The organism is Priestia sp. AB (assembly GCF_028369225.1).
In the GTDB taxonomy this organism is placed as follows: domain Bacteria; phylum Bacillota; class Bacilli; order Bacillales; family Bacillaceae_H; genus Priestia; species Priestia megaterium.
Map to the genome: position 1 here is coordinate 92,754 of NZ_JAQMYN010000003.1, position 19,540 is coordinate 112,293.

Below are 19,540 nucleotides of genomic sequence, written 5' to 3' on the forward strand. Positions count from 1 at the left end.
TTCCTCCTTATACAACATATCGCCCGCTGTCGATAAATTCACGGGCGATGTCTCGATTGCGCGTGAACTCTCCTTCACTTTGCAAATCATTCATCCATTTTCCAAGAATTGTGCGGTACTGTCGGTGTTTTTCACCCGTTAACATCCCGTTTATTAATTGTCGAGCCTGCTTTTCAATTTCAAAGAGCGTTTCACTAACAACCGTTGCTGACAGCTTGCTTTTTAACTTTTCTTTTTCTTCTCCATTTTTGTTCACGGCTTTTTCCGCGCGCAGCACAGATGACTCCATAGCGAATAGTCCAATAGCAATTTCTGCGAGCTTCATCAGCGTTTCTTGTTCTTGTGCTAGATTGGCGTTAAACGTTTGGAATGCTGTTCCTAACAAAGCAAGAAATAAATGTCTTGTGGTAATAACCGCCTGCTTTTCTCTTGCTAGAAGTTCATTTGAAGATATTTCCCACTGACCGCTCATCAATTCACTAACAGCATGTTCTACTTGTTTGCTCAGCTCTATTTCTCCTTTGTCTGCTTTTTTTAGAAGCTGAGTTGGAAGCAAAAGGCGATTGATTTCATTTGTACCTTCAAAAATACGATTGATGCGTGAGTCACGATATATTTGTTCTATTTTATATTCTTGAATAAACCCTGCGCCGCCATGAAGCTGCAGCGATTCATCGGCAATTAAATCAAGAGTTTCCGACCCGTACACTTTACAAACTGAACATTCCATTGCAAATTCAGCCAGCTGTTTAGCTACTAACTTATGATTTCCACTTTTATATAAGCCACCAAGCGCCTCTTCTAGTAAACCGGCTGTACGGTACTGAATAGATTCAGATGCAAAAATACGAGCCACCATTTTTGCTATTTTTTCTTTTGAAGCATTAAATTCCGCAATAGCTGTTTTAAACTGCTTGCGTTCTTTTGTATAAGCTAAAGCAAGTTCAAACGCATATTTCGCTGCGCCCATACATGCAGAACCTAAGTTAAAACGTCCGAGGTTTAAGACGTTCAACGCAATCAAGTGACCTTTTCCTACTTGTCCAAGTACGTTTTCTACGGGTACTAAACAATCTTCATAAACAACTGGACGAGTAGACGACCCTTTGATTCCCATTTTCTTTTCTTCTGGCCCGAGAGACAGTCCTTCAAAACCTTTTTCTACAATAAAAGCGGTAAAATGTTCACCGTCTACTTTTGCATACGTGATGAACGTATCTGCAAAGGCAGCATTGGTAATGTACTGCTTCGCTCCATTTAATACATAATGCGTTTTTTCAGGATTTAATACGGCTTTTGTTTGGGCTGCAAGAGCATCAGAACCCGCTTCTGGCTCTGTCAAACAGTAGGCCCCAATATATTCGCCGCTTGCCAATTTAGGCAAGTATTTTTCTTTTTGCTCCTTGGTGCCAAAATACGTAATAGGAAGTGTCGCAATGCATGTATGGTTAGAATGAGCGACTCCATATCCGCTTGTCCGGCCAATGATTTCACCGACGAGTCCTTTGCTTACTTTATCAAGACCTAGTCCTCCATATGCTTCTGGAATACTGTGAGCAAGAAGTCCAAGCTCACCTGCTTTATGCATCAATTCTACTACTTTATTAAAATCCTGCTGCTCAATGTCATTATGGTAAGGGTCTACTTCTTTTTCAATAAACTGCTTTGCTGTCTGAGCAATCATACGGTGCTCATCCGTTAAGTCTTCGGGTGTATAAACGTGATGCGTAAATGTTTTTTTCAGTAAAAATGATCCGCCTTTTGCTTCTGTTTTCATTTCAGACATATCGTTTCCTCCCCGTTTACTAGCTTTTTTTTCACTACCTTAGGAACTACGGGATAGACGTTTTTCCGGCTTACAAAGCCAATTTCGTCTAGAAATCCATACTGAGTGAGCATTTCTCCTATGGCTGAGCACTTCAATATTTCAACAGGTGAATGCTCATAAGCCTCATACAAAAGCAGTGCGGCTTTTGCAGCATCCGTCAAATGAAATGTTTTTAGTTGCAGCAGACAGCTTACAAAATACCCCGCTCCATACAAATCTTCTAGACAGAAGCGATCGGATGAACCTGAACAAACCAATAAAACAGTTTCATCTTGACCTTGCTGACAAACAGCACTGGCAACCGCTTCTCCGTTTAAAAGCGAAGCTGTATATACATGGTTTGCTTTTTCAGCGTTATGAATGGCTACGGTTCCGTTAGTCGTGGACAAAATAACCGTTTTATTTTGAACATGCTCCTTTAACGTGCTGGGATTCGGATCAAAAAAGCCTTCAATCGTTTTCCCTCTATATTCGCCTACAAGCGCAATATCATCAGGCTTGTACGTTTTTGCTTTTTCACGCGCTTCTTCTTCGTTTTTTACTGGAATAACTTCTATTGCTCCTTGCTGTAAAGCAGCCGCAATTGTTGACGTAGCCAATAAGACGTCAAATATAACAACCGTTTTTCCTTCTAGCTTTTTGGCAAGAAGCTCTTCTTTTTTGAGTATTACGTGAATTTTTCCTTTCATATATGTCCTCGTTCTGTGTGCAGAGCATGAATAATTAGTGTTTTTACATAATCTCCAAATTGTGAAAACCGTTTATCATTTGTTTGGCCTTTTTTATAACGGTAATAAATTTGCTGACAAATGACAGCAAGCTTGAAGTACGCAAATTTCAGGTAAAAGTCAATGTGTGAAACATCCCGTCCGCTTTTTTTAGCGTATGCTTCTACAAAATCTCGACGGGAATAAAAGCTTTTTTGCACAGTAACAGGTGGATTTCCGAGTCCCCTTTTCAAAAGTTCAGGATCGCTGTCTTCCATCCAGTAGCTCAGCGCCACTCCCAAATCAGCAAGCGGGTCTCCAACGGTTGTCATTTCCCAGTCAAATAATCCTACAATTTTATTTCCATCCGGTGAAAATAACGTATTGTTAAGCTTGTAATCATAGTGAATAATGGTCGAATGCTGTGTAGTCGGGATGTGTGTGGTCAACCATTTTTTTAGAGCTTCTACTTCCGGTATGTCACTTGTTTTTGATTTTTCATAACGATGAATCCAGCCGTGTACCTGACGTTCTAAAAATCCTTCGGGCTTGCTGATTTTTTCAAGAAGCGTGCCTTTATAAGGAATATCATGAAGTTGAGCAAGGACATCCACCATTTGTTCTGAAATACAACGGCAAAGTTCGTCAGTTCCTTTCATGTCTTCTGGAAACGCTGTGTCGATGAGAACACCGTGCTTTCTCTCCATTAAAAAAAAGGATTTCCCAACCACCGTCTCATCTTCACAAAACACATACGGTCTAGGAGCGAGAGGGAAAGACTTCGATAAAACAGATAAAATCTTGTATTCTCTTTTCATGTCATGCGCTTTTGGCGCGACTGGCCCAAAGGGGGGGCGTCTCAACACCGCCTCCCACTCTCCGACTGAAAGAGCGTAGGTTAAATTGGACGCACCTGATCCAAATTGCTTGATTAAAAGAGGCTCTTTAGGTAAATCAGGAATCGAAACACGGAGAAACTGATGCAGTTTTTCCGTGTTTAATTCCTCTCCTTTTCGTACAGGAATGATTTGTGACATTCTTTTACCACCTGCTTTTTTATAGTTAAACAGCTACTTTATAATTCATCAAAAACTGCTTAATGTCCGCTGGAATAGACACGCTTTTTTGTGCATCAAAATCAAAGTACACGATGACAGCTTCTCCTTTAGCAATCAGGGATCCCGTCTTGCTGTCGGTAATTTCATGACCAATTGTAAAGCTTTTATTGCCGACATTAGATACAAAGGTTTTAATCATTAGCACTTGATTAAAATAACCTTGCGCAACAAAATCACATTTAGTAGACGCTAAAATATACTCCCACTTTTTTGTATGCATGGATGCTCCCATTTCTTCAAAAAAAGCAATACGGGCCTCTTCTAAATAAATGAAATAGCTCGTATTGTTAATGTGACCGAGTGCGTCTGTTTCGCAAAAGCGCACTTTGACCTGTGTTTCATACATGATCTTCTCCTCCTTTACTTATGTGAAAAAACAGCGGGACGCTTTTCAATAAATGCTGATACTCCTTCTTTAATATCTTCTGTTTGAAAGACTTCTTCAAACAGCTCTGCCTCAAGTTCAAGACCTTCAGACAATGTACGATTCATTCCTTCGTTTACCGCTGTCTTAATTCGAGAAAGTGACGGAAGAGAGTGACGGTTAAATTTCTTAGCCAGCTCTTTTGCTTTTTCGAGCCCTTTTCCTTTAGGCGTTATATGATTGGCAAAGCCTGCATGAAGCGCTTCTTCTGCAGAAACAGGACTGCCGGCAAACATCCACTCTTTAGCTTTAGAAACGCCGATTACGCGTGGAAGACGCTGAGTTCCGCCGCCTCCAGGAAACAATCCGAGCTTCACTTCCGGAAGACCGATTTGAGCATGTTCTTCGGCAATGCGTATATCAGCGGTTAGTGAAAGTTCGCATCCTCCTCCAAACGTTAAACCGTTTAACACGACAATTGTTGGTTTTTCAATGTTTTCAAGTTTTTGCAAAACACGATGAGTTTTCATAAACTCTTCTTTAATGCCGCTTTGCCCCATTAACTGAGGAAACTCTTTAATATCAGCTCCAGCCATAAACGCCCGGTCGCCCGCTCCTGTTAAAATGATTGTAATGACATCAGGATCTTTACTAAGCTCTTCATACGTTTCTTCAAGCTGCTGCACAACAGTCTGGCTCATTACATTTAAAGGCGGGTTATCAATGGTTACAATTGCCGTTTTCTCCTCTTTTTCAACACGTACAAATTTTTTCATCATTACTTCACTCCTTGTGTGTGGTATGTGTAAAAACCTTTTCCTGTTTTACGTCCAAGCTCGCCTTTTTGAACTTTTTCTTCAATGCACGCAGCTGGCTTGTCCTCTGGATCCCCCGTTTCGCTATAGCGCTGCTGCATCACAAAATATCCGACGTCAATTCCCGAGAGATCCATCAATTCAAAAGGACCGATCGGGTGATTGAGCGCTTTTTTGCAAATCGTATCAATGTCTTCAAAATCTGCGTATCCATTTTCATAAAGGAAAACGGCTTCTTTTTGCAACGCTCCTAAAATTCGATTAGCAATAAAACCTGAGATTTCTTTTTTCAGAAGGACTGCTGTGCGATTAATTTGCTTGCAAACGTCCATTGTCGTTTGAGCTGTTTTTTCACTTGTCTTTTCACTCATCACAACTTCTACGCAGTCCATTACAAGGGGAGGGAAAAAGAAATGCATGTTAACGATTTGCTCTGGACGGTTTGTTGCACTTGCAATAAGCGAGTTAACAATTGTTGAACTATTCGATGCTAAAATGGCGTGACTTGGTGCGTACTCATCTATTTCTTTAAAGACACTTTGTTTTACATCTAACTTTTCTACCACAGCTTCAATTACAAAATCAGCACTTGAAACCGCTTCCTTTAATGTGTTTGTAAAAGACAATCTTCGAAATGCAGCTTCTTTAGTCTCAGAAGAGATTTTTCCTTTCTGAACCCACTTGCCTATAATTGCTTCCAGCTTGTCTTTTGCATTAATGAGTGATTGTTCATTCATATCTTGAATAATTGTTTCATATCCTCCGAGTGCACAAAGCATACCGATTTGATGTCCCATTTGTCCTGCTCCAATAACAGCAATACGGTGTATATCTTTACTATTCATGTTATAGCCTCCTTTTAATATAAAAGGAGAGAAAGAGCTTATACTTTCCCGCCTTTTACGAGCACTGTCTAGCCTAGCAGCTACTATGACTCAATACCTTTCATCAGCATCTTATAAAAAATAGCCGCAACTTCTCGATCTGATTTTTCTCCATCCGGCTGAAACCAAAAATAGCTCCAATTTGTCATTCCTAATATGCCTAGCGTCACGATATCTGAAGGCAAATCTGAACGGAACTGCCCTGCTTCTATTCCCTTTTCAATGATCTCTTGTACATTTTCTTTAAAACGATCGCGCTTTGGAATAATTTGTTCTAAGTGCTCTTCACTCAAATGACGCATCTCTCGAAAAAACACTTTAGCTCGAAGACCTTCTTTCTCAATATCATGAACAAGTTTAAAAATAATACTGTGCAGCTTTTCTGGATAAGATGTTGTCTTATCTGCAAGAATCGCCTCTTGGTTTTCTATTAATCTTTTAATATATTGAAGGTGAATATCCATTAAAAGCTCTTGTTTGCTTTTAAAATAATAATAAAACGTTCCTTTTGTGACGTTTAATTCATTTACAATATCTTGAATCGACGTTTCTTTGAAACCTTTTTGAGCAAAAAGCTGAATGCTTCGTTCCATCATCAAATCTTTCATCGTCAAACCCTCTCTGTCTTTTCTCATTTTCACAAATTATACCATGGCTTAGAGGGAGCTTTTGAAAAAGTTTGTTTATGTTCAGCTTATTTACATCGTTTCTTTCACCACTTCTTCTCGCAGTGCCCGTCGCAAAATTTTTCCTACATTGGTCTTAGGAAGCTCAGCGCGAAACTCAAAGATTCGCGGAATTTTATAAGCTGCAAGGTGCTGTCGACAATAAGAAGTAAGCTCTTCTTCGGAAAGAGATTTCCCTTCTTTCACTACTAAAATCGCTTTAATGGTTTCTCCTCTGTAAGGATGCGGCACACCAATTACAACGGCTTCTTTAATGTGGCTGTGTTCGTATAAAACTTCTTCAATATCTCGAGGGTACACATTAAAACCACTCGCAATAATCATATCTTTTTTGCGATCAACAATGGATAAATACCCGTCTTCATCTATCTGTCCAATATCTCCCGTGTACAGCCAGCCGTTTCTAAGCGCGTGAGCCGTCTCTTCAGGTTGATTCCAATAGCCCTTCATAACTTGAGGCCCTTTAATTACTATTTCTCCAAGCTCTCCTCTTGGCAGTTCTTTTGTTCCGGTAGCCACGTCTACAATTTTATAAGCAGTTTGTGGAACGCCAAGTCCGACAGTACCCGGCTTTCTCTCACAAAACGGCAGGTTGCAATGCGTCACGGGGGACGCTTCTGATAAGCCGTACCCTTCTAACACTTTAGCACCCGTTTTTCGTTCGAACTCTTTCATCAGCTCAACAGGCATCGGCGCACTGCCGCTGTTGCAGATGCGAATACTTTCAATGTTGTATTCTTCTGCCTGAGGATGATTGGTAATCGCGACATACATAGTTGGCACACCAGGAAAAATACTAGGCTGCTCTTTTTTTATTGTATTTAATACTTCTTTCAAATCAAAACGCGGCAATAGCAATATTTCATTTCCGCAAAGAATCGATAAATGCATACAGGAAGTCATACCAAATACATGAAACAATGGAATAACGGTTAAGCATTTTTCTTTTCCTAATTCAATATCATGCTTAAATATTTCGTATGATTGAACTGCGTTTGTGTAAATGTTTGTATGTGTAAGCATCGCACCTTTAGATGGTCCGGTCGTTCCTCCCGTATACTGAAGAACAGCAATATCGTGTGCTGGATGGATGACCGGCTGATTAAATTCATGTTTTATGGTTAAAAAATCTAGGAAGGAAAGGTCTGGTGATGCAGGAACAAAAGGTTTTTGCAAGCTTACAGTTATCGCTTCTTCTATATCAACGCGGTTTCTTATCTCTTGAAGTCTCGTATAAAAATCATCGAGCAGAATTATTTTTTTTGCCCCGGAATCGTTTAAAATATGCTCTAGCTCTTGTTCGACAAGCATAGGATTGACCTGAGTAACAATGCCGCCCGCTGCTGCAATGCCGAAATAGCTTATTATATATTGCGGACAGTTTGGCAGCATAATTGCTACACGATCTCCTTTTTTAATCCCTTTTTTCTGTAGTGCTCCTGCAAATACGCGAACTGAATGATACAGCTCCTGGTACGTTAGCGTATGCTGATACATGCGTGTTGCCGTATGAGCAGGATAACGTTCGGCTGTTTCTTTCAGCATATCAAATAGTGAAATGTCTTCGATGTGAATGTCGTGAGTATAGGCTTCTGGATAAGGTGTAAACCATTTTTTAACGTCTTCCATCAAGGTACTCCTTTCTTATTCACATAGCATGAACTCCACCGTCTACTGTCAGAACATCTCCTGTAATATAATTAGACGCTGCAGAAGCAAGAAAAACAGCTGCCCCTTTCAAATCAGCTTCGGAGCCAAAGCGTTTTAAAGGAGTTTGACTTAGAAAATAATCTTTGCCTTGTTCCATAATCGCACCTGACATTTTAGTAGGGAAAAATCCAGGCGCAATCGCATTAACTTGAATATTATGCTGTCCCCATTTGACGGCTAAATCTTTCGTAAACGTAATGACCGCTCCTTTACTCGTGTTGTACCCGATTGTATCCATGTACTGAGGATCTGTTCCTCCAAGACCGGCAATTGAAGCAATGTTAATAATCTTGCCAGCTTTTTGTTTAATCATTTCTTTTCCAGCTTCTTGGGACATTAAAAACGTTCCTGTAACATTAATATTCATCACTTTTTGCCATGCTTCAAGAGGCATTTCTTCAACCGGAGCCCCCCACGTAGCTCCGCTGTTATTAATTAAGATATCAATACGTCCAAATGTTTCAATTGTTTGGTGCACGACATTTTTAATATCTTCAGGCTGACTGATGTCGCAAGTTAAGGCGAGCGTTTTTACATCGAGGCGGGCCAATCGATCGGCCACTTGCTGACATGCTTCTTTTTTTCTCGAACATAGAACAATATTTGCCCCTGACTCTGCAAGCCCTTCTGCCATTTGTTCTCCTAATCCTCTGCCTCCGCCGGTAATAATAGCTGTTTTTCCAGTTAAATCAAACAAATCCTTTATGTGCATAGGTTGCCTCCTTTTCTTGATAGGGTTTTAGCTCAAGTCTTGCAAGCTGTGCTTTGTGCACTTCGTCTGGACCATCAGCGAGGCGAAGAGTGCGAGCATTTGCCCAAAGTGCCGCAAGCGGCGTGTCTTCTGAAACACCTGCTGCTCCAAATGCTTGAATAGCGCGATCAATGACTTTTAAAGCCATAGCAGGAGCCATTACTTTAATCATAGCAATTTCTTTCCGCGCTTTTTTATTTCCAACTGTGTCCATCATATAAGCAGCTTTTAATGTTAATAAGCGAGCTTGCTCAATTTCAATACGCGATTCTGCCACCCATTCTTGAATAACCCCTTGCTGAGAAAGCAACTTATTAAACGCAGAACGGTTTTGAATACGCTTACATAATTCTTCAAGCGCTCTTTCCGCTGCTCCTATTAAACGCATGCAGTGATGAATACGTCCAGGCCCTAATCTGCCTTGAGCAATAGCAAACCCTTTTCCTTCGCCTAAAAGCATATTCGACGCTGGCACACGCACATTATCATAATGAATTTCAGCATGTCCATGAGGAGCGTGATCGTATCCAAAGACTGGCAGCATTCGTTCAATTTTAACTCCTGGCGTATTTAAAGGAACTAGAATCATAGACTGCTGTTCATATTTAGATGCGGTAAAATCGCTTTTTCCCATGACAATAGCAATTTTGCAGCGAGGATCTCCCGCACCTGAAGACCACCATTTTCTTCCGTTGATCACATATTCATCGCCTTCTCTTACAATACTGCACTGAATGTTTGTGGCATCAGAAGAACCTACATCCGGTTCTGTCATAGAAAAGCAGGAGCGAATGTCTCCATTTAACAGCGGCTTTAGCCATTTTTCTTTTTGTTCGGACGTTCCGTATCGAACCAGTACTTCCATATTGCCGGTGTCAGGAGCTCCGCAGTTAAAAGCTTCTGGTCCAATAATAGAACGGCCCATAATTTCGCAAAGGGGGGCATATTCGACATTTGTTAGACCCGCTCCATATTCGCTTTCTGGCAAAAATAAGTTCCATAATCCAGCTTGCTTTGCTTTTTCTTTTAACTCTTCCATGATCGGAGGAACAGCTGACCATCTAGATGGCTGTTCATTCAGCTGTTGTTCGTATAGCCGTTCATTTGGGTAAATATGCTCTTCCATAAAAGAGCTCAATTCTTCTTGCAGCTTCACTACTTTGTCAGAGTAAGAAAAATACACGGTAGTCCCTCGCTTTCATTTACTTACTAACCGGTTGGTATGTTACATATTCATCATAAATGAAGGGAAATAATTCAGCAAGATATTTTTAGAAAAATTCTAAATATTATATTATTTAAAAATAAAAAAAGAGAGGTTTTAACCTCTCTTTTTACGCGGATGTCATTTCCTCAAATACGGCTGATACCTTTTCAAATTCATCGTCATCTTCAATTGAAGACCATTCACCATCATCTTCAATTTTCAAAAAGAAAACATCAATTTCTTCTTCTGTTTCAATTAAAACTTCTTCAACAAACGCAACAGCAATATAATCGTGCCCTTCAATCGTCATTTTTCCAAGCACTTCAATATCTTGCTCTTGATCATTTTCGTCTAAAATTGTAAAAATCTCTCCCGTTTCAATGCGTTCCATCTTATTCCCTCCTATTTTAACCTAATTATTCGTTCACTAACATGTATTCCCCTTTAGAAAAGGTTTCATGCTTATAAAAGTAGAATCTACTTTTTAAAAGGCAAAAGAATGTCTACGGTAGTTCCTTTTCCAAGTTCACTTACAAAGTTAATTTCTCCTTTATGTTCTCGAATGATCTTATAACACACCATCAGTCCAAGCCCCGTTCCTTTCTCTTTGGTACTATAAAAAGGTTTTCCTAAATGCTGCATTCTTTCCTGCGTGATGCCTGGCCCCTCATCGCTAAACCGGACAACAAGGTTCTCCTGATTAAACCTTTTTAGTTGAATCGTTACGGTTCCTCCACTTGGCATAGATTCGACTGCATTTTTAAATATATTGCTAAACACCTGTTTCAACTGATTTTCTTCGCATATTACGAGAGGAAGATGAAGATCAATTTCTTTTTTTACGTGAATTTTCTTTGTAATCCCCTGCACCTTAGCTAGCTTTAACGTATTCTCTAAAATATCTTGGACATGTTTGTCTTTGTAGGTTTTCGCCTGCGGCTTTGCAAGACTCAAGAACTCATCGGTAATCAATTCAATTCTATCTAACTCATGATTTATCATTTCTACATAGTAAGGCTGACCGCTCGTTTCTTTTAATAACTGCATAAATCCTTTTACCGCCGTCAGAGGGTTTCGAATTTCGTGAGCAATCCCAGCCGCTAACTGTCCGACTAAGGAAAGCTGAGCGGATTCACGCAGCAATTTTTCAGTTTTTTTACGTTCTGTGATATCACGAAACAAAACTTGAATGGCCTGCTTTCCCATATAGGGAATAGGAAAGGCAATGGTTTCGGCATCAATCGTATGACCGTCTTTATGAATAAACTTTTCTTCCTGTAGGTCTACAGATTTATTTTCTGTTTTCATTCGATAAATTCGCTGTTTTACAACATCATAGTAATCAGGGTGAACAAACTGATAAACACAAGCTCCTAATACGTCTTGAGGACTTTTGTATCCTAGCGCTTTGGCTCCTGCAGGGTTGATGTAATGAATTTTCCCTTCACTATGCACGATAATCGCTTCCGGCGATAACTCAATCAAGCTTCGATAGCGCTCTTCGCTTTCTTTTAAAGCCGTTTCAGCCTGCTTGCGTGATGTTATATCTCGATAGACAAAAGCAATGCATAACGGCCAATCATTCATGTTTTCAACGCGGAATAGTGTGACGCTTACATTAATTAAATGACCGTCTTTATGCTGTCTGACCGTCTCAAATTCCGTTTTCGATTCACCTGATTGAATGGTCTTATGAAGTTCGCACACTGGCTCCTTTAAAAACGAAGGTATAATCGGAAGAGGCTTTTGATGAATTTCTTCAAACGTCCAGCCAAATGTATTCTCAAACGCAGGGTTCACTTGAAGCGTTTTCCCTTCTAAGTCAACGACAGCAACAGCATCTGCGTTATGATAAATAAAAGGCTGAATCTGTTCTTTTTTCTCCTGATAACTAGTTATATTCACGCAATGTCCCATAATTTCAGGCTTTTCTGTGTAAGATAAAGGGGTTAAGTTTACTACATAGCGTTTATCATTTATTTGAAGCTCGTACATAAGCTTTTTCTTTTTGTTTAGTGCTTCGAAAAAATGCTCATACGAGACCCATTCTTCTAGAGGTATTTTTTGCTCATGAACGCTTTCACCTTGATACATACTGTAAACAAGATGGTCATTTTTTTGTTTGTAAGCAAATATGATTCCTAGCGCCTCAGCTGAATGATTTTCTGCATGTAATCGGACTATTTTTCTATTTTTGTTCATCGTTCATATTTACCTACCCCTCACTAACATCTTTCCTACTCGTTCTCATTCTCTTAATTTTACATGAGGATTTTAGAATTTACTAGATAAAGAAGCGGATATTTTCCATTCATTCACATAAAAAAACGCCTGTAAAGGCGCTTTTTTATGTGAAGAGGAATTACTTTGAATGATGCATTTTATGACAGTGTCGCTTTGGCACAAAACCATTTTGCTCCATATGCTGATAGCGATTTTCCATATGTGAAGAAATGTTTTGACTCTCCGTTTTGCTTAGCACGCCGTACTCCACATATTTTGAAAGTATTTCTTTCTTTTTTGCTAGCATTTCTTTGTACAGCACGGACAGTTCCTGCTTTTGCTGAGACGTCAGCTGCACGTCTTTTGTTTCTGGCTTAGGATTGCTTTCCGCTAATACAGGCGTCGCGCTCATAAATAAAAAAGCTGCTGCTGCACTTATCATAATCTTTCGCAAACAATCTACTTCCTTTCATCATATAGTAGTTATAGTTTGCGAACTTCTATTTGTTTTCATTCATTCTGTTTGCTTAAGACTCGATAGCTCCTCCTACATCATAGTCGCTAAGATCAATTTCCATTTCCATTTCAAGTGCTAATTTAGCAAGCTCTGAACCAAGATAAGGACCCGACGTTAAGCCTGAAGCTCCGAGACCATTCGCTACTAGTATTCCTTCGTAAGCCGGAAGAGCTCCAATGACTGGCAAGAAGCCTGGAGTAAATGGTCGAAACCCTACCCTTGTTTCTAAGACTGTGCTTTCTGTTAAGCCGGGAGCAATTGATAAGGCCTTTGAAAAAATCTCATGCATCCCCCCAGCAGTTACCCTCAAGTCATAGCCCGTGTCGTTTTCATGTGTTGCTCCAATGACAATTTGACCTTGTTCAAATGAAAGAATATATTGGTCGCTTGGAGGCATCACAACGGGCCAGTCTTTTGTATCTACATCAGGGAGATGCAAGTGGACAATTTGCGCTTTTTGAAAGCTTGCTAAAAATTCCACTCCAAGAGGCTCTAGTAATTGATTTGCCCACGCTCCTGCCGTTACGATTGTTGTACTTGCTAGAAGGGTTTGTCCATTTACGGAAACGCCCGTTACTTGATTATTTTCATAAAGTAGTTCTGCGTTTCCTTCTATTATTTTTGCACCGTTTTTCTTCGCTGCATTCACAAGTGCGTTTCGAAGAGCTCTTCCGTTAACGCGAGCGGCTCCACTAATATGAACTGAACTGTATTCTTCCGAAAGAACCGGAAACAAAGCCTGTGTTTCTTTAGCGGATAAACGTGTAATCTCGCCTATTTCAGGAGCTTCTTCCCGACGCTTATATGCTCTTTCTTCCATTTTTTTAAGCTTTTGCTCATCAGTATGTAAGCTAATTGCTCCTACTCGCTTATATCCCGTATCCGTTTCTCCATCTTCTTCTAATTGCTGAATTAATGTTTGATAGTACTTAGCGCCGCCTTTTGCTAAGCGGTACCATGCTTTATTTCGACGCTGCGAAAGCCATGGACAAACAATTCCTGCTGCTGCATCAGTAGCTTGACCAGCATCCTTGCGATCTATCAATGTCACATCTGCTCCTGCTTTTGCTAAATGATATGCTGTAGAAGCTCCAAGTACCCCAGCTCCAACTACGATGTATGTTTTCATACCAAAACACCCTTTTCTTTCTTCTAATATTCTCATGCTATATGTACGCAACTTTAGCATAGCAAAAAAAGAAGTCACATACTAGGCGAAGCTATCTTGAGCTTATTTTTGAGTCTTGCTGACTTTGACATATAGCTCCTTTCATTGTAAACAAAAGCGCAATAAGTTCTTTTACGGGAATTATGGTGAGATGAAGCAAACCATAAATAGTGATCACCCATATTTAACACTGCGCTTACCGCTTTTTTATTATAGTTTCTGAATAAAAAAATGAAAGAATAAAACCACTATAATATGTAAATAAAAAGAAATAACCATTATTTTAAGGAGAGCGTATGCAATCTTCATTTGTATTATTTTTCATTATTCTTGGTTTACTATTTGGCAAGTGGCGAAGGTATCAAGAATACTATCCTACTTTGCTGTTTTGGGTCACAGGGAATTTGCTTTATGAAGTGCTCCTGTTTCATCACCGCGTATGGGTATTTCACCCTGTTGGTATTGATCACCTTTTTCTACCCGATCACCTAATGGTTTCCCTTGGAATAACCTTAATTATTTATCCTTTTGTTATACCGGTTTTTTTAGGAAGGCTGCCGCTGCATGTAAGCGGCCGGCTGTGGTGGATTCTTTTGTGGGCGCTTTTATTTACTGTGATTGAGTTCATTGCTTATGTTAATCACAGTATCACTCATCATTATGGATGGTCGCTGCTGTGTTCTTTTCTCTTCAATATTGTCACGTTCTCACTTTTAGTCATTCATCAGAAGACAGCACTGGTCGCTTGGATTCTATCTGGAAGCTTCATAGCTTTCTTATTTATTTTTTTTGATATTCCTATGCCTTAACTTTTCATTGACTAGACGGAGGAAAAGGAAATATAATAGGAATTACATTTAAATATAATTTTCCTCTCTGAGAATAGAGGTGCATGAAATCAAGAGTCACTTATTGGAGACTAATGGAGTCTGTGAAGATAAGTAAAAGGGATTTCGTGCCGAAGTATATAAACATCCATTGTGTTCATATACTGGTTCAGTATTGAATAAATGCTGAGCTGTCACAAACCATTTGGTTTGTGGAGAGCTATTGAAGAGATGTTGATGCCTAGAATGTAATAATACTTTATTATTATGAAACCAAGACGCGTGAACATCACTTCACGGGTCTTTTTTGTGTTTTTCTACTGACCATCAAAGTTCAAAGTTATAGTTGAATGATTTAAATGGAGGGATACGGATTATGTACTTACATGGAACGAGTAAAATTAACAGCAACAATCATTTAGAAATTGGGCAGTGCGATACGGTCGAACTGAAAAAACAATACGGCACTCCTCTATACATCTACGATCAAGAATTAATTGAAACGAAATGCAAGGCCTTCCATTCAGCCTTTCGAAGAAGCGGATTTTCATATCAAATCGCCTATGCAGGGAAAGCATTTCTTTGTATGGAAATGGCTAGCCTTTTAACGAAGCTTGATATGTCACTAGATGTGGTCTCAGGAGGTGAATTATTTACAGCGCTTGAAGCTGGATATCCAGCTGAACGCATTCATTTTCACGGAAATAATAAAACGATTGAAGAAATGGAAATGGCTCTTGATGCGAATATTGGCTGTTTTGTTGTGGATAACTTTACCGAACTTGAAGTTTTGCATGCCTTAGCAGCTGAGCGCAAACAGAAAGCATCTATTCTTCTGCGTGTTACCCCAGGGATTGAAGCCCATACACATGAATATATTATGACCGGACAGGAAGACTCCAAGTTTGGATTTGGTCTTTCCAATGACCAAGCCATGAAAGCGGTAAGTTCTGCGTTAGAAAAGCCTTACTACGATCTTTTAGGCATTCATTGTCATATTGGTTCGCAAATTTTTGAAGTAGATGGTTTTTCTCGCGCCATTGATATTTTAACTGATTTCTTATTCAGCATTCGTGATAAAATGGAATTTGAAGTAAAAGTTTTAAACGTAGGTGGTGGTTTTGGTATTCGTTATACCGAAAGCGACTCTCCTCTTCCAGTTGAGTATTATGTAGATGCACTGACAGAAAAGCTAAGCCGCACGTTAACTGAACAGAGTTATACGCTTCCAGAAGTCTGGATTGAGCCTGGAAGAAGCATCGTAGGAGAAGCAGGTACAACGCTTTATACAATTGGATCAACGAAGGAGATTCCAGGTGTACGAAAATACGTAGGAATTGACGGCGGTATGACCGATAATATCCGTCCTGCTCTTTACGATGCAAAACATGAAGCTGTCTTGGCTAATAGAGTGACGGATAAAAAAGATGAAACAGTATCAATTGCGGGTAAATGCTGTGAATCAGGAGATATGCTTATTTGGGATATCGATTTACCGCGCGTTAATCAAGGAGATTTATTAGCAGTGTCCTCTACAGGTGCCTACAACTATTCAATGGCTAGCAATTACAACCGTATTCCGCGCCCTGCTGTTGTATTTGTAAAAAATGGAGAAGCTCGTCTTGCTGTAGAGCGAGAAACATACGAAGATTTGGTGCGTAAAGATGTAAAGCCGGTCGTTACTACGTATGCAATGAGCAAATAATAGCTGTTCTTGCGTAGTAAAGAAGCTATTGTTGTTTGGAGGAAATCTAACTATGGTTTTAAGTATATTTAAAACGTACAGATCATCGCTTATTCTGCTTCTCGCTATTTTAATTGGCGGGATAGCAGGATATGCTACCGGGCCCGATGTGGCAGTCGTAAAGCCCTTTGGTGATTTGTTTCTTAATTTAATGTTCATGATTATCGTTCCCCTTGTCTTTTTTAGTGTGGCTTCGGCGATTGCAAACATGAACGAAATGAAACGTCTTGGTAAAATTATGCTAGGTATTGCCGTTGTGTTTGTCACCACCGCTGCTGTTTCAGCCGTTCTAGGCTTTTTAGGGGCATCACTTTACAATCCGCTGCACAACGTAGATACTTCTGCCATTAAAGAATTAATGGGTAACAGTGAAAATACAGCTGAAAAAATGACGCTTTTGACTCAGCTTGTTAACACATTTACTGTACCTGATTTTGTTCAGTTATTTTCGAAAGAGCATATTTTACAATTAATTGTCTTTGCCGTTATTTTCGGTATTGCTACCACAATGGCCGGTGAAAAAGGACAACCTATGGCGAAATTTCTGACTTCGGGTCAAGAAGTATCGATGAAGGTTGTTAAAATTGTGATGTACTATGCTCCAATTGGTTTAGGATGCTATTTTGCTACTGTAGTAGGAGAACTTGGACCAAAGATCTTACAAGGGTATGCTAGAGCATTTATTCTTTATTTATTAATTGCAATCGTTTACTATTTTGGCTTCTTTACGCTATACGCATGGATTGCTGGCGGTAAAGCAGGAATTAAGCTGTTTTGGAAAAATGCAGCTGCTCCTTCTATCACCGCTATTGCTACCTGTTCTTCTGCTGCATCTATTCCAGTCAATTTAGATGCAACAAAGAAAATGGGTGTGCCGCTGGATATTGCTGAAACAGTGATTCCGCTAGGAGCAAACACGCATAAAGATGGTTCTGTTATCGGCGGTATTCTAAAGATTGTTTTCTTATTCAGTTTGTTTGGCAAAGATATGACGTCTGCTACGAGTATTTTGAGCATTTTAGGCGTAGCCTTTTTAGTTGGAGCCGTAATGGGAGCAATCCCTGGAGGCGGTATGATTGGCGAAATGTTAATCATTACAATTTACGGATTTTCGCCAGAAGTTCTGCCCATTATTGCGGTCATTTCCACAATTATTGACGCCCCTGCTACGCTCTTAAACAGTACGGGAAATACAGTAACAGCCATGCTTGTTACAAGGTTTACAGAAGGAAAAGACTGGATTAACAAAATTATCACCACCGATAAAGTCGCCTAGTAAAAAAGCAAAGGGAACAGTCTTAGTGACTCTCCCCTTGCTTTTTTAGTGTGCAGTAATATCGATAGCAGTGTATAAAGTCTGTATATACGCACATTCTAAAGGTATGTTTCATAACCGGACTGGAGGTGTCGTCTAATGAGTAACGCTGCAGGAGGTTCAAAGAAAAATCAACCGAATGATGCGAATCACGTAAGCGCAGAAACAAAAGCTCATCAAAAACGTCTTACTGAGCAAAACAAACAAGAGCATCAAGCTGAAGAACGAAAATAAAATGACGTTAAAGAGCGCAGCGCCTGCGTTCTTTAACGTCATTTTATTTTTAGAGAGAACTTCATAACCCCGCTCGTTATGGGGCTATCGTACAACCTCCTTTCGAACTTTTACATATTCTATTAATAGGTTTGTAAAAGGAGGAATGATATGATGTTTTCTTGGCTAGAGATTACAGCCGCAGCCTTTGGACTTTCAGTTATTTTAATAAGTTTTGCATTTTTGCCCGAACGCACATACAAAAGTCTTTATATTCCTCATCAGCTAGTAGCAAAATCTATGTTTCTCTACAAAAAGATTATTCGTTTTATCAATCAATTTCGACAAAAACTTTAGTTCATTTCCTTTCCCTGTTTTTATTCATTGGATATATCCTCCCCCTTTTTAATCAGCGCATTTACAGTAAATAATTTAATGGTTAAAATAAAGAGTAAATAAAAAGGATAAACAGTTTGCAGAAATGGAGTTTCACATGGAAATCAGAGACTTAGAATACTTTATAGAGGTAGTGAATCATAAAAATTTTACAAAGGCAGCGCTGCAAGTTCATTTGTCACAAACGGCTTTAAGTAAAGCCGTTAAAAAAGTAGAAAATGAACTAGGATTTGAGCTTCTTGATCGTTCAACAAGAGAATTAAAGCTAACCGATGCAGGAGAAGTCGTGTATCATCAGGCAACTAAAGCTCTGTCGGTGTTAAAAGACATGCCTCACTTGTTGGGAGATTTAATGAACTTGCAAACAGGGCAAATCAAGATGGGAGTCCCTCCGCTCATCGGGACCTTGTTTTTCCCGAAGATTGCAAAAGCATTTAATGAACAATACCCTAAAGTATCTCTAGAGCTTATTGAATTTGGAGCAAAAAAAATTGAGGCACTTGTGGAAGAGGCTCGTGTAGATATGGGGATTGTTATGCTTCCTCTCACAAGCGGTCATGATGAGCATTTCCACGTATACCCGTTCGTTAAGGAGAGATTTCTTTTATACGCGCATAGAAACCATCCTTTAGCAAAACGTTCTTCCGTCTGGATGAAAGAATTGGAGCATGAAAAATTCATTATGTTCAGTGAAGAATTTACGCTGCACGACCGGTTAATTCAAGATGCTTTAAAATCAGGCTTTGTGCCTTCTATAGCGTATAAAAGTTCTCAATGGGATTTAATTATTGAATTAACAGCGGCAGAGCTAGGTATTGCTATTTTGCCCGAATCGCTTTATGCCAAAGTGAAAGATCCCAATATTACTACCGTGCCTATTGCAGATCCTGAAATGATGTGGGAACTTGGAATTATTCTGTTAAAAGAACGCTACAGTTCATTCGCTGTACGAGAGTTGATTAATTTTTTAACCGAAAAAAAATGACAGATAAATTGGGGCCCCTTTAAAAAAGAGCCTAGAACAAAAGTATGTTAGTTGAAGGACAATCCGAACGAGTTTGGTCGAG

Annotated in this window: 20 protein-coding genes and 1 riboswitch; of the genes, 6 read left to right on the top strand and 14 right to left on the bottom strand. The window is 39.6% G+C overall.

The window, feature by feature from the left end; translation table 11 throughout:
* Positions 1–7: 7 nt before the first annotated feature.
* From POF52_RS10115 to POF52_RS10180, 14 genes are all read right to left on the bottom strand, one after another.
* Positions 8–1,786 (bottom strand): acyl-CoA dehydrogenase family protein, encoded by a 1,779-nt coding sequence (locus POF52_RS10115; RefSeq protein WP_271992360.1) that lies wholly within the window; start codon positions 1,784–1,786, stop codon positions 8–10.
* Positions 1,774–2,517 (bottom strand): 2-phosphosulfolactate phosphatase, encoded by a 744-nt coding sequence (locus tag POF52_RS10120; RefSeq protein ID WP_043982480.1) that lies wholly within the window; start codon positions 2,515–2,517, stop codon positions 1,774–1,776. The genes POF52_RS10115 and POF52_RS10120 overlap by 13 nt, the downstream gene beginning before the upstream one ends.
* Entirely contained in the window at positions 2,514–3,572 is a 1,059-nt protein-coding gene (locus POF52_RS10125; RefSeq protein ID WP_271992362.1) for a phosphotransferase family protein, read from the bottom strand. Before POF52_RS10125 ends, POF52_RS10120 begins: the two co-directional genes overlap by 4 nt.
* A gap of 25 nt (positions 3,573–3,597) precedes the next feature.
* Positions 3,598–3,999 (bottom strand): acyl-CoA thioesterase, encoded by a 402-nt coding sequence (locus POF52_RS10130; RefSeq protein WP_013083164.1) that lies wholly within the window; start codon positions 3,997–3,999, stop codon positions 3,598–3,600.
* Between the two features lie 14 nt (positions 4,000–4,013).
* Positions 4,014–4,796 carry an enoyl-CoA hydratase gene (locus POF52_RS10135; RefSeq protein WP_013083163.1) on the bottom strand — a complete coding sequence of 261 codons (783 nt, stop codon included), beginning with the start codon at positions 4,794–4,796 and terminating at the stop codon, positions 4,014–4,016.
* A complete protein-coding gene (locus POF52_RS10140) occupies positions 4,796–5,677 on the bottom strand; it encodes a 3-hydroxyacyl-CoA dehydrogenase family protein (protein ID WP_271992365.1) in 882 nt (293 codons plus the stop codon). The genes POF52_RS10135 and POF52_RS10140 overlap by 1 nt, the downstream gene beginning before the upstream one ends.
* Before the next feature lie 83 nt (positions 5,678–5,760).
* Positions 5,761–6,324 (bottom strand): TetR/AcrR family transcriptional regulator, encoded by a 564-nt coding sequence (locus POF52_RS10145; RefSeq protein WP_271992367.1) that lies wholly within the window; start codon positions 6,322–6,324, stop codon positions 5,761–5,763.
* A 90-nt stretch (positions 6,325–6,414) separates the two neighbouring features.
* A complete protein-coding gene (locus tag POF52_RS10150) occupies positions 6,415–8,031 on the bottom strand; it encodes a long-chain-fatty-acid--CoA ligase (RefSeq protein WP_013083160.1) in 1,617 nt (538 codons plus the stop codon).
* A gap of 19 nt (positions 8,032–8,050) precedes the next feature.
* A complete protein-coding gene (locus POF52_RS10155) occupies positions 8,051–8,824 on the bottom strand; it encodes an SDR family oxidoreductase (RefSeq protein WP_271992369.1) in 774 nt (257 codons plus the stop codon).
* Positions 8,802–10,046, bottom strand: a complete 1,245-nt coding sequence (locus POF52_RS10160) for an acyl-CoA dehydrogenase (protein WP_271992371.1) — start codon at positions 10,044–10,046, stop codon at positions 8,802–8,804. Before POF52_RS10160 ends, POF52_RS10155 begins: the two co-directional genes overlap by 23 nt.
* 151 nt (positions 10,047–10,197) lie before the next feature.
* Positions 10,198–10,461, bottom strand: a complete 264-nt coding sequence (locus POF52_RS10165; protein ID WP_013057050.1) for a DUF1292 domain-containing protein — start codon at positions 10,459–10,461, stop codon at positions 10,198–10,200.
* Between the two features lie 86 nt (positions 10,462–10,547).
* Entirely contained in the window at positions 10,548–12,272 is a 1,725-nt protein-coding gene (locus POF52_RS10170) for a PAS domain-containing sensor histidine kinase (protein ID WP_176584618.1), read from the bottom strand.
* 160 nt (positions 12,273–12,432) lie between these two features.
* On the bottom strand, positions 12,433–12,747 hold the full coding sequence (locus POF52_RS10175; RefSeq protein WP_271992375.1) for a YckD family protein: 315 nt from the start codon (positions 12,745–12,747) through the stop codon (positions 12,433–12,435).
* A gap of 73 nt (positions 12,748–12,820) precedes the next feature.
* A complete protein-coding gene (locus tag POF52_RS10180; RefSeq protein ID WP_271992376.1) occupies positions 12,821–13,939 on the bottom strand; it encodes an NAD(P)/FAD-dependent oxidoreductase in 1,119 nt (372 codons plus the stop codon).
* A gap of 335 nt (positions 13,940–14,274) precedes the next feature.
* Between POF52_RS10180 and POF52_RS10185 the strand changes: the two genes are divergently transcribed.
* The 6 genes from POF52_RS10185 (at position 14,275) to POF52_RS10210 (ending at position 19,458) form a co-directional block, all read left to right on the top strand.
* Positions 14,275–14,787: a CBO0543 family protein gene (locus tag POF52_RS10185; protein ID WP_176584620.1), complete on the top strand. Its 513-nt coding sequence runs from the start codon at positions 14,275–14,277 to the stop codon at positions 14,785–14,787.
* 66 nt (positions 14,788–14,853) lie between these two features.
* Positions 14,854–15,036, top strand: a riboswitch (Lysine riboswitch).
* Positions 15,037–15,181: 145 nt separating this feature from the next.
* A complete protein-coding gene (gene lysA / locus POF52_RS10190) occupies positions 15,182–16,510 on the top strand; it encodes a diaminopimelate decarboxylase (protein WP_176584621.1) in 1,329 nt (442 codons plus the stop codon).
* Between the two features lie 52 nt (positions 16,511–16,562).
* Positions 16,563–17,825 (top strand): dicarboxylate/amino acid:cation symporter, encoded by a 1,263-nt coding sequence (locus POF52_RS10195; protein WP_271992382.1) that lies wholly within the window; start codon positions 16,563–16,565, stop codon positions 17,823–17,825.
* Positions 17,826–17,963: 138 nt separating this feature from the next.
* Positions 17,964–18,098, top strand: a complete 135-nt coding sequence (locus tag POF52_RS10200; RefSeq protein ID WP_013057043.1) for a hypothetical protein — start codon at positions 17,964–17,966, stop codon at positions 18,096–18,098.
* A gap of 150 nt (positions 18,099–18,248) precedes the next feature.
* Positions 18,249–18,434: a hypothetical protein gene (locus tag POF52_RS10205; protein WP_176584623.1), complete on the top strand. Its 186-nt coding sequence runs from the start codon at positions 18,249–18,251 to the stop codon at positions 18,432–18,434.
* Positions 18,435–18,570: 136 nt separating this feature from the next.
* Positions 18,571–19,458, top strand: coding sequence for a LysR family transcriptional regulator (locus POF52_RS10210; protein ID WP_271992385.1), 888 nt, complete (start codon positions 18,571–18,573; stop codon positions 19,456–19,458).
* The last annotated feature ends 82 nt before the right edge of the window (positions 19,459–19,540 follow it).

Bases quoted from the DNA above. Each gene is read 5' to 3' on its own strand.
- POF52_RS10115 (WP_271992360.1), bottom strand. From the start codon at position 1,786: ATGTCTGAAATGAAAACAGAAGCAAAAGGCGGATCATTTTTACTGAAA.
- POF52_RS10120 (WP_043982480.1), bottom strand. From the start codon at position 2,517: ATGAAAGGAAAAATTCACGTAATACTCAAAAAAGAAGAGCTTCTTGCC.
- POF52_RS10125 (WP_271992362.1), bottom strand. From the start codon at position 3,572: ATGTCACAAATCATTCCTGTACGAAAAGGAGAGGAATTAAACACGGAA.
- POF52_RS10130 (WP_013083164.1), bottom strand. From the start codon at position 3,999: ATGTATGAAACACAGGTCAAAGTGCGCTTTTGCGAAACAGACGCACTC.
- POF52_RS10135 (WP_013083163.1), bottom strand. From the start codon at position 4,796: ATGATGAAAAAATTTGTACGTGTTGAAAAAGAGGAGAAAACGGCAATT.
- POF52_RS10140 (WP_271992365.1), bottom strand. From the start codon at position 5,677: ATGAATAGTAAAGATATACACCGTATTGCTGTTATTGGAGCAGGACAA.
- POF52_RS10145 (WP_271992367.1), bottom strand. From the start codon at position 6,324: ATGAAAGATTTGATGATGGAACGAAGCATTCAGCTTTTTGCTCAAAAA.
- POF52_RS10150 (WP_013083160.1), bottom strand. From the start codon at position 8,031: ATGGAAGACGTTAAAAAATGGTTTACACCTTATCCAGAAGCCTATACT.
- POF52_RS10155 (WP_271992369.1), bottom strand. From the start codon at position 8,824: ATGCACATAAAGGATTTGTTTGATTTAACTGGAAAAACAGCTATTATT.
- POF52_RS10165 (WP_013057050.1), bottom strand. From the start codon at position 10,461: ATGGAACGCATTGAAACGGGAGAGATTTTTACAATTTTAGACGAAAAT.
- POF52_RS10170 (WP_176584618.1), bottom strand. From the start codon at position 12,272: ATGAACAAAAATAGAAAAATAGTCCGATTACATGCAGAAAATCATTCA.
- POF52_RS10180 (WP_271992376.1), bottom strand. From the start codon at position 13,939: ATGAAAACATACATCGTAGTTGGAGCTGGGGTACTTGGAGCTTCTACA.
- POF52_RS10185 (WP_176584620.1), top strand. From the start codon at position 14,275: ATGCAATCTTCATTTGTATTATTTTTCATTATTCTTGGTTTACTATTT.
- lysA (WP_176584621.1), top strand. From the start codon at position 15,182: ATGTACTTACATGGAACGAGTAAAATTAACAGCAACAATCATTTAGAA.
- POF52_RS10195 (WP_271992382.1), top strand. From the start codon at position 16,563: ATGGTTTTAAGTATATTTAAAACGTACAGATCATCGCTTATTCTGCTT.
- POF52_RS10200 (WP_013057043.1), top strand. From the start codon at position 17,964: ATGAGTAACGCTGCAGGAGGTTCAAAGAAAAATCAACCGAATGATGCG.
- POF52_RS10205 (WP_176584623.1), top strand. From the start codon at position 18,249: ATGATGTTTTCTTGGCTAGAGATTACAGCCGCAGCCTTTGGACTTTCA.
- POF52_RS10210 (WP_271992385.1), top strand. From the start codon at position 18,571: ATGGAAATCAGAGACTTAGAATACTTTATAGAGGTAGTGAATCATAAA.